The sequence below is a fragment of the Rhodospirillaceae bacterium genome (assembly GCA_018660465.1).
Classification (GTDB): domain Bacteria; phylum Pseudomonadota; class Alphaproteobacteria; order Rhodospirillales; family JABJKH01; genus JABJKH01.
The window spans coordinates 1-9,769 of sequence record JABJKH010000102.1 but is presented as its reverse complement, the minus strand read 5'-3'; the positions used below and the strand labels follow the sequence as shown (position 1 = coordinate 9,769).

Below are 9,769 nucleotides of genomic sequence, written 5' to 3'. Positions count from 1 at the left end.
TTGTTATCAACAACTCCCATATTGGCACTTTGATGCCGTGGGCGGGAGCCATCCACCCCATCCGCTTTACCCCCTCAATACAGACATTGTGACAGCATTGGGCTGATGCTCTTAATCATCACCTCCAGAAGAGGTAAGGGGGCAAGGTAAAGGGGCAGGTTTAAAATTGTGAATTCAAAAAGAAAAAACTGGGGTGGCTGAGGGGATTTGAACCCCCGACCCTCGGCACCACAAGCCGATGCTCTAACCAACTGAGCTACAGCCACCACAGGAGACGCACGCCGCGAAATAAGTGTGTGCGTCTGGGTTAGAGGAGCTTTTAGTAATGCCCTGGCCTCTTGCCGTCAAGCATACTCGGCGGGCTAGGCTTTAAAAAATTTGGCGAGACGGTCGCAGGCTTGGTCCAGTACGTGGTCTTGCTTCGAGAAACAGAAGCGAACGAAGTGATCGACGCCGCCGCCTTGGTAGAAAGCGCTAAAGGGCAAGGGCGTCACGCCTGCCTCCACCGTGGCTGTGCGGCAGAATTCTTCGTCGGAGCCATTGAACCCCAAGGGCCGGAAATCAGCGGTCATGAAATAGGTGCCCTCGACCGGCATCACCGCCATACCCGCAGCCTCCAAGCCTTGTTTCAAGTGGTCGCGCTTGGCTTGCAGGTCGCCTGCCAGGCTCCGGAAATAGGCGTCTTTCTTACCGAGCCCCACCGCAGTCGCCTTTTGTAAATTAGGTGCCGTGGTAAAAACCATGAACTGGTGCGCCTTGGTGATCGGCGCCAACAGGTTCGGCGGGGCGGTGATATAGCCGACCTTCCATCCGGTCATCGAAAACGTCTTTCCGGCCGAGCCAATCCGCACGCAGCGTTCGCGCATGCCGTCCAAGGTCATCAACGGAATGTGCGGCAGGTCATCGAAAATCAGATGCTCATAGACCTCATCACACACAGCGTAGGCGTCGTGTTGCTTCACCAAGCCCGCGATAAAGTCCAGATCATCGCGATTAAAGACTTTGGAAGCGGGATTGTGCGGGGAATTGAGCAGGATCAGCTTGGTTTTATCGGAAAACGCATCTTTCAAAGCATCACGGGGCAATTCCCACGTCGGCGGCTCAATACGAACCAGCTTAGGCACCCCCCCTGCCCGTCGGATCATCGGCAGATAGCAATCATATAAGGGTTCAATCAGCACCACCTCATCGCCCGGCTCGATCAGCGCCAGCATGCACGCGCCCAGGGCTTGGGTCGCGCCTGACGTCACCAGGACTTCGCTCTGCCAATCAATGTCGAGATCATAAAAGCGTTTGTTATGAACCGCGACGGCCTCACGCAAATCCGGCAAGCCCATCATCGGCGGGTATTGATTGGAATTGTTGATCAGCCAATCGGCGGCGACCCGGCGCAGGTCCTCCGGCCCGTCTTCATCCGGGAAGCCTTGGCCGAGGTTGATCGCCTCGTGCTCTTGGGAAAGCCGCGACATGACTTCGAAGATGGTCATGCCATAGCTGGAAAGAATAGAATTCGCCGGCTTCATATGTGCTTCTCCGTTGCGCTTTGTGGCGCTCTGTACCATAAATTCGGAACGATCACCAATTCGGAGTAAAGACCTATGCAGACTGTGGCAGCCCTGGAGCGCCTGGGAACGGAAACCGCCTTCGATGTTTTGGCCAAGGCTCAGGCCATGTCTGACGCGGGTCGGGACATTATTACGCTTGGTATTGGACAACCAGACTTCAAAACACCCGATAACATTGTCGAGGCCGCTGTGAAGGCACTGCGCGATGGTCATCATGGCTATACCCCAGCGAACGGGATTCTGCCGTTGCGCGAAGCCGTGGCAGCTGACATCGAAAAGTATCGCGGCATTCAAGTTGACCCAAACAACGTACTGATTGTCCCAGGTGGCAAGGTCACCATGTACTTTGCGATTACCCTGTTTGGCGAGCCGGGGGCGGAGATCATGTACCCCAACCCCGGATTCCCGATCTATGAATCGGTGATTAACTTTACCGGTGCCAAGGCGGTGCCGATCCAACTTCATGAATCAAGCGGCTTCTCGTTCAGCGCCGAACAGGTCCTGGACGATATCACCCCCAACACCCGCCTGATGATCATCAACAGCCCCGCCAACCCCACCGGTGGTGTGGTACCGCGCGAAGAATTTGACAAGCTGGTCAAAGGCCTAGAAGACCACCCGCAAGTTGTCGTCATGAGCGACGAAATCTATGGCCGGATGCTGTATGACGGGCGCGAACACGTGAGCTTGTTAGAATATCCGTCGATGCGGGATCGGTTGATTATTCTGGATGGGTGGTCGAAGACCTATGCCATGACAGGCTGGCGACTGGGGTATTCGCTGTGGCCGTCTTCGTTGATCGCTGCTGCAACCCGTCTCGCCATCAATTGCCATTCCTGCGTCAACGCGCCAACTCAATTTGCCGGCATCGAAGCGCTGACGGGGTCACAATCCCCCGTTGACGACATGTGCCTGGCATTTGATGAACGGCGCAAGGTCATCGTTGAGGAACTCAACAACATTCCGGGTTTCAGCTGCATTGAACCTGGCGGTGCGTTCTACGCCTTCCCCAACATCACCGAAACAGGAATTAGCTCGCTTGAATTGCAAGATAAGCTTTTGGATGAAGCCGGTGTCAGTGCGATTTCAGGCACCAGTTTCGGTGCGCTTGGCGAAGGCTATCTTCGCTTTTCCTATGCCAATAGCCGAGAAAACATAATTCTGGCAATGGAACGCATTCGCGAATGCTTGGCTAAATAGCTTTTAGTACCGCCTTAAAATTTGGCAACTGCTTGTTATTTGTGCACTATGACAGCGATAGATTTTTAGAAAGTCCCAAAAATTGGGGGATTTAAAACTGGCACAGGATGTGCGTTAGACAATTGAATTCTAACGAGGCAATCCTCGTGATTTTGTCCGTCTGCATGACAAGGTCAAATGCCTACAGACGAAATAACGCCGGAGATACCTAAGTCGATGAAAAAAATAGAAGCGATCATAAAGCCGTTCAAGCTGGACGAAGTAAAGGAAGCCCTTCATGACGTGGGGCTGCAAGGTATTACTGTGCTGGAAGCAAAGGGTTTCGGTCGCCAAAAGGGCCACACTGAGCTTTATCGGGGCGCAGAATACGTTGTCGACTTCCTGCCAAAGGTCAAAATTGAGATTGTCATTGATGATGAGTTGCTTGAACGGGCCGTAGAAGCTATTCAACAGGCAGCTTATACAGGTCGTATTGGTGACGGAAAAATTTTCGTCTCTAATATCGAAGATGCAATTCGCGTGCGAACGGGAGAACGTGGCGTAGAAGCCATTTAGAGCACTCAGATTCACTCCATCAGTATTCTTACGATTAACGAGTTTAAGGGAAGAAAAGGAAAATCCACTATGTCTTTAAACTGTAAAACCGCCGACGACGTTCTGAAATTTATTAAGGACAACGACACCCCCTACGTCGATCTTCGTTTCACCGATCCCAGAGGCAAATGGCAGCACCTGACCATGGTCTCCAGCTTCATTAACAATGATAGCTTCGAAGACGGCATTATGTTCGATGGCTCGTCGATCGCTGGCTGGAAAGCCATTAACGAATCCGACATGGCGCTTATTCCTGATCCGACCACCGCCGTGATGGATCCGTTCTCGGCACAACCGAACTTGATCATGTTCTGCGACATCATGGAACCGACGACGGGTCAAAGCTACAACCGGGACCCGCGCTCTGTTGCCAAGAAGGCAGAAGCTTACTTGGGCAGCACTGGCATCGGCACCAAAGCTTACTTCGGATCAGAAGCTGAATTCTTCGTTTTTGACGATGTTCGCTTCGACGTACAGATGAACACCTGCTTTTACGAACTTGATTCCGATGAAGGCCCTTATGTCACGGGTAAAATGTTTGAAGAAGGTAACTTCGGTCACCGCCCTGGCGTTAAAGGCGGTTACTTCCCGGTTCCTCCGGTAGACGGTGCCCACGACCTTCGCGGCGAAATGGTTGCCGTGATGCAGGAAATGGGCCTGTCCATGGACAAGCACCATCACGAAGTTGCCCCCTCTCAGCATGAACTTGGTATGGAATTCGGCACCTTGGTCGACAATGCGGACCATCAGCAGATCTATAAATATGTTGTCCATATGGTCGCCCACACCTATGGCAAGACGGCGACGTTCATGCCGAAACCAGTCGCGGGTGATAATGGCTCTGGCATGCACACCCACCAATCGGTTTGGGACGGCGACACGCCGATCTTTGCCGGTTCAGGGTATGCGGACCTGTCTGATAGCGCGCTGCATTACATTGGTGGCATCATCAAGCACGCCAAGGCGATCAATGCTTACGCCAACCCAACGACCAACAGCTACAAGCGGTTGATCCCAGGCTTTGAAGCACCTGTATTGCTGGCCTATTCAGCCCGTAACCGCTCAGCATCTTGCCGTATTCCGTTCACGTCTTCACCGAACGGCAAGCGCGTTGAAGTCCGCTTCCCGGACGCCATGGCCAATCCATACCTCGCCTTCTCAGCAATGATGATGGCTGGCCTTGACGGAATTCAAAATAAGATCGATCCCGGCGAAGCCATGGACAAAGACCTCTATGACTTGCCGCCTGAAGAACTGGAAGACGTTCCAACAGTTTGTGGCTCCCTTCGTGAAGCCATTGAAGCCTTGGACGCAGACCGTGACTTCCTCAAAAAAGGCGACGTCTTCAATGATGATGCGATTGATGCCTACATGGAGCTCAAGTGGGAAGAAGTTTATAACTTCGAACACACCCCCCACCCGGTCGAGTTCCAAATGTACTACTCGTCGTAAGTCGGACGATAATTTTAGGAAAAAGCCCCCGGTTCGCCGGGGGCTTTTTTTGTGTGAATATAGCCCCCTATCCTTCCGCTCCCTGAACGAAAGCAGACGGGCTGAAAGTTCCGCTTGAAAGTCTGCTCGTACAGGCTCAATTGGTCGTATTGGTCGGTACTGTGGCGGCAGACCAGCAAGACGACTGATCATATTTTGGCTAACTTACATTGAGCGTACTTCCTTGAGGAAGTCTTCCACGGCCAAATTTAGTTGCTCTGAACTCTGGTTTAATTCTCCGGTGGTATCATTGATGCTATAAGAGGCTTCACGCGCCTGAGCAGAGACATCTGACAGTTTTGAGATGTTGTCAGAAACTTCTTGGGTGCCATTTGCAACTTCAGTGACAGTCCGAACAATTTCTTGAGTGGCGGAGTTTTGCTCTTCCACCGCAGCCGCGACGGCTGTTGTCATTTCTTCAATCTCGGCAATATTTGACCCAATTGTATCAAGTGCTTTTGCAGCTTCCTCTGTTCTAGACTGCACGGAATTAATTTGAACGCCAATTTCTTCCGTTGCTTTAGCTGTTTGGTTGGCAAGATTTTTTACTTCAGAGGCAACCACAGCAAATCCCTTGCCCGCATCCCCTGCTCGTGCAGCTTCAATGGTCGCATTTAGAGCAAGAAGATTTGTTTGTTCCGCAATATCATTGATTAGGTTAACGACTTCGCCAATGGAATGTGCAGCTTGGACCAAGCCTTGTACAGTTTCATGGGCTTGCGTAGAGTTTTGAACAGCGCCTTGTGCAACGGTACTTGAGTGGGTGACTTGGCGACTGATTTCCTGAATTGAGCTTGTAAGTTCTTCCGTCGCGGTCGCTACGGTTTGGATGTTTCTAGAGGCTTCTTCCGAAGCTTCAGAAACAGTGGCGGAGCGGTCCCTCGCTTCTCGCGATACGTTATCCATTGTTTTAGCGGTGTCGACCATCTGTGTAGCAACGGAACCTACAGAATTCGCGACTGCGCCAACGCTGGATTCGAACTTATTAATTAATTCGACTTGTTGCGTGATAACAGACCAACTGACCATCGGCCCCAAGTAATTGTCATTATTATCAACAATGGCAGATACTCTCAGGTCTAGGTGTTCATCGCCCAACATAATTCTAGCGTTGTGGGGAAGATTATTGGGATCGGAGAGAAGGCTACGTTGGTGCGCAGGATTTTTGTGAAAAACATCAATGCAACTTCCCATTACTTCATCGGCCTTAATCGGCAACAAATGTTCAATGGTTCTAAGTGTTTTGAGGCTCGTTTCATTCTGCAGCATGATGTTAAAATTCTCGGGGTCACACATCAGAATATTAATTGGCATCTTATCGACCATCGTACGTAACAAGACAGCATTTGCGGCTGCATCACGAATTTTTGTCAGAGCCCGCGCCATTGATCCAATTTCGTCTTTACGCTCAATGCCAGGAATTTGTATCGTCGCATCGCCATCGGCAATTTTATCAATATTCAACTTAATGTTATTTAACGGCGAAATGATCCGAGTTCGGGCAAACAAAATACCGATAATCCCAGTGCCGAAAACCACCACCACAACCAACGTAATAATTACGTTCCGCAGGCTGTTTATAGGCGCAATAACTTCCGCCTCGTCTTTCTCCGCCATTACGGCCCAGCGAACCCCATTAAAGTCTATAAAGTTATAAGCGGAATACACGGGGATCCCTCTATAGTCTGGAACAACTCTGACACCCGGTTTCTTCCCAGCCAAGCCATCTCGAACCGTCGCGGTATCAACCTTCGTCTTGAGGATTGTTGATTCTTTTGAGAAGCGTGAATCACTGCGCATAAGATGATCTTTACCAACGATATATGTCTCACCGGTCTCCCCCATACCTGCCCGCTGTTGCATGACGTTGTTTATACGATCGATCGGCATTTGAAAGGCAAGGACACCTATGGCTTTTCCATTGCTTCCGGTAACTTGAGTTGCAATGAAACTGGCCGGTGCACCGTTGCTAGGCGCATAGGGACTGAAATCATCAAAGGCGATAAAATCCTTTGATTTTCCATTTAATGCAGACCGAAAAACTTTTCCGAGTCCGGTGTCTTTATACTTTCCAGTGGCAAGATTGGTTGCGTAGTCCAGTTCCTTAAATACCGTATAAATTAGATTGCCATCTAAATCGAAGAGGAAAATGTCATAATAACCTCTTTCACGGAGAAATTTTCGGACCGACGGGTGAAATTTCGCGTGTTGCTTGCTGTAATCGGAGCCATCTGATGCAGCGTCCAACTCTTCTTTCTTTCCGGTGGGATTTGGATTATCTGAAATATACAATTTTTGAAGATTCTGTTCCGCTTCTCCGCCCAAGTTCTTCCATGATTTTGAAAATGCGGTAACCATTTCCCGCGTACCAACATTATCAGCCATAGACCTGAGGTCTTGTTCGATTGCGTGAAGGTAATTCTTTAGGCCCTGCTTCCTCGTTTCTGCCAAAGCGTGTAACTTATCATTTATAGACTTTTGCAGTGCAGATTCGGATACGAATATGGAAACCCCACCAGTAATTACGCCCGTAAGTAAGGTCAGTAACACGATAATTGCTGGCACGAGACGGCTGAGTTGCATATTTAGCATGGGACCTCTCCGTTTTGAGATTAAAGTAACCTAGCACCTATCTAGTTTCAGTTTTACAAAATTCAATCTAAATTACTTGGAATTCGAGTAATAAAAGATCAGTCCTCTAAATATTGAGCGACCAACTGATATTAGTTGCAAAAATTAGCGAATTCGACGGATTGGGGAAATGTCACGTCTCGCCGACCACCAAAAGCCACCATCGGTCCCGTTTTACGTCAGCTGTGTAGCGATTGAGCGGACATTGTTGGCAAAACATTCCTTTTGCTGAAATTGACTTTCGGCGTCAGGGGCACGATGGATCGAAAGTGATACCATTTGCAGTAACAGCTTCAAATCTTGTCACCTTATGGTATTTTATCCTTACTCTTCTCAATCAGGACAGTGTTATGAAAACTCTAAAATGCGACCTTTGCGAACATGAAGCTCAGGGTGAAACCTTCGAAGACTGGATGAACGCCCTAAAACCTCATTATGGTGAGGCTCATGCAGATGTCATGAATGATTCAAGCAAGACGAAGGAAGACATGGAGAATTGGATGGCCGAGAACAAGGCAAGGTTTGACGCGGTCTAAAGCATATCCACACGCAACCCGTCGTATTAATTCCTAATGAATAACTGAAAACCCATCACTCGAATTTAAAGCCGAGGACGGCGACATCGTCACGGCGTGTTTCGTCTTGTTGATAGTCCGCCAAAGCCTCGAGTACATGTTCCCTCTGTTCTGTGAGGGGATAGGATTGAACTGAAGCGATTAATTCTCTAAAGCGCCGTTTGCCAAAGCCCCGTCGTTTTTCGCCACCAACTTGGTCAATCAAGCCGTCGGAGGTCATATAAAATGACTGGCTCGGTTTGAGTTCCAATTCATAAAGATCATAATGCTGGTCTGGGGAAATTCCTCTGTACCCAATCCCTTTTTTCGTCCCACTAATGGTTTCTATTTCACCATTGTCCGCGATGAAAAGATCGAATCTTGCGCCGGAAAAACGCATCTCTTCCATATTCTCTGTCAGATAGCAGACACCGAGTTCCATTCCGTCGTCGGATTCGCCTTGCTCTCCATGTTGACCCAAGATTTCCTGAACCAACTGGTGCATGCGTTGGATAAGCGCTGCGACATCCCCAACAACAACTTCCGTTTTCGCTCGTTCCAATGCGCCCGTTGCGATTAGTGTCATAAATGCGCCGGGCACCCCATGGCCTGTACAATCGCCTAAGATGATAAGCATCCCATCACCCCACATTTCACACCAATATATGTCCCCTCCAACGACATCGCGCGGTTCCCATATAACGAAGTGATCCGCACACATGGATGAGAGCATTGTCTCGTATGGAAGGATAGAGCGTTGGATGCGAGAGGCATATTCGATACTACTAGAGATCACGTCGAAAGCATCTTGGAGCCTCTTTTCTGATTCTTTGCGCTCGCTGATGTCCTTAACATTGGCAATGAGCAATTGCCGATCCAAATAGTCGGCCAAATTAACCGACACTAAAACATCAATGTTGCGACCGTCCTTTGTTTGATGACGGGATTCGAAGGTCAGGGAGTTTTCACTTTGCAGGGCAGTACCAATTTCGTCCATTTTTTGCGCTGAAAAGGTAAAGTCGAAGTCCGGGACCTGCATCTTTAGGAGTTCTTCGTGCGAGTACCCCAATATCTGGCAAGCAGCATTGTTGGCATATTCCAGTCCGGCGTCGGAGGGACGAATCCAGAACACTGAATCAGCCGCGTTGTCCACCGCGTATTGGGTAAAGGAAAGCCTTTCCTCGGCTTGTTTGCGTTCAGTAATGTTTGTCGCAACGAGAACCGCGCCACCATCTGGTGTTGGTGCAAGATGTACTTCCAAGGTGCGGCCATTCGCGAGTGTTCGTTCATATTGGCGGTGTTCGCCACTTCTAAAAATCTTCATCATTTCGTTGACGATTTTGACATATCGGCCACCGCCATAGTCCCCACGCAGAGTCTGGAAACTAACCATATCAAGTATCGGTCTATCTTCAGCAATGAGATCATCCGGAAAATCGAACAGTTCCGAATACTGTTGATTGAAGAGCAAAAAATTTTGTTCGCTATCAATCAAGACCATACCACCGGGCATGTTATCCATCGCAAGACGGAGTTGTGCCTCTTTATTCGCAAGTTCTAGAGTCCTTTCTACCACCCGATCCTCTAGCTCATCGCGGGCTTTGGTCAAAGAACTGTGCGCCCGCTGTCCCAGCAAGAGTGTGAAGAGGGTTGCACCAACAGCAAGGACGAGGGCAACAGTTGAAATAGCGATCAGATTGAAACGCAAGGCTGCATGATCTGCCATTGCCTCTT

At 49.5% G+C, this 9,769-nt stretch carries 7 protein-coding genes and 1 tRNA gene; 4 read left to right on the top strand and 4 right to left on the bottom strand.

Going from position 1 to position 9,769, the window contains the following annotated elements:
• Nucleotides 1-189: 189 nt before the first annotated feature.
• Nucleotides 190-266, bottom strand: a tRNA-His gene (locus HOM51_17615).
• Between the two features lie 96 nt (nt 267-362).
• Complete coding sequence (locus HOM51_17610) at nt 363-1,523, bottom strand: aminotransferase (GenBank protein MBT5036334.1); 1,161 nt, start codon at nt 1,521-1,523, stop codon at nt 363-365.
• A gap of 75 nt (nt 1,524-1,598) precedes the next feature.
• On the opposite strand from HOM51_17610, the gene HOM51_17605 reads away from it, so the two are divergent.
• The 3 genes from HOM51_17605 (at nt 1,599) to glnA (ending at nt 4,811) form a co-directional block, all read left to right on the top strand.
• The gene (locus HOM51_17605; GenBank protein MBT5036333.1) at nt 1,599-2,765 is read left to right on the top strand and encodes a pyridoxal phosphate-dependent aminotransferase; all 1,167 of its coding nucleotides are present in this window, start codon (nt 1,599-1,601) and stop codon (nt 2,763-2,765) included.
• Between the two features lie 216 nt (nt 2,766-2,981).
• The gene (locus tag HOM51_17600; protein MBT5036332.1) at nt 2,982-3,320 is read left to right on the top strand and encodes a P-II family nitrogen regulator; all 339 of its coding nucleotides are present in this window, start codon (nt 2,982-2,984) and stop codon (nt 3,318-3,320) included.
• Nucleotides 3,321-3,389: 69 nt separating this feature from the next.
• Nucleotides 3,390-4,811 carry a type I glutamate--ammonia ligase gene (gene glnA, locus HOM51_17595; GenBank protein ID MBT5036331.1) on the top strand — a complete coding sequence of 474 codons (1,422 nt, stop codon included), beginning with the start codon at nt 3,390-3,392 and terminating at the stop codon, nt 4,809-4,811.
• Nucleotides 4,812-5,015: 204 nt separating this feature from the next.
• On the opposite strand, the gene HOM51_17590 is transcribed toward glnA, so the two are convergent.
• Nucleotides 5,016-7,442: a methyl-accepting chemotaxis protein gene (locus HOM51_17590; protein ID MBT5036330.1), complete on the bottom strand. Its 2,427-nt coding sequence runs from the start codon at nt 7,440-7,442 to the stop codon at nt 5,016-5,018.
• Between the two features lie 389 nt (nt 7,443-7,831).
• Here HOM51_17590 and HOM51_17585 point away from each other — a divergent pair, with 389 nt between their 5' ends.
• Nucleotides 7,832-8,017 carry a hypothetical protein gene (locus tag HOM51_17585; GenBank protein ID MBT5036329.1) on the top strand — a complete coding sequence of 62 codons (186 nt, stop codon included), beginning with the start codon at nt 7,832-7,834 and terminating at the stop codon, nt 8,015-8,017.
• Nucleotides 8,018-8,072: 55 nt separating this feature from the next.
• On the opposite strand, the gene HOM51_17580 is transcribed toward HOM51_17585, so the two are convergent.
• Nucleotides 8,073-9,761, bottom strand: coding sequence for a PAS domain S-box protein (locus HOM51_17580; protein MBT5036328.1), 1,689 nt, complete (start codon nt 9,759-9,761; stop codon nt 8,073-8,075).
• Between the last annotated feature and the right edge of the window lie 8 nt (nt 9,762-9,769).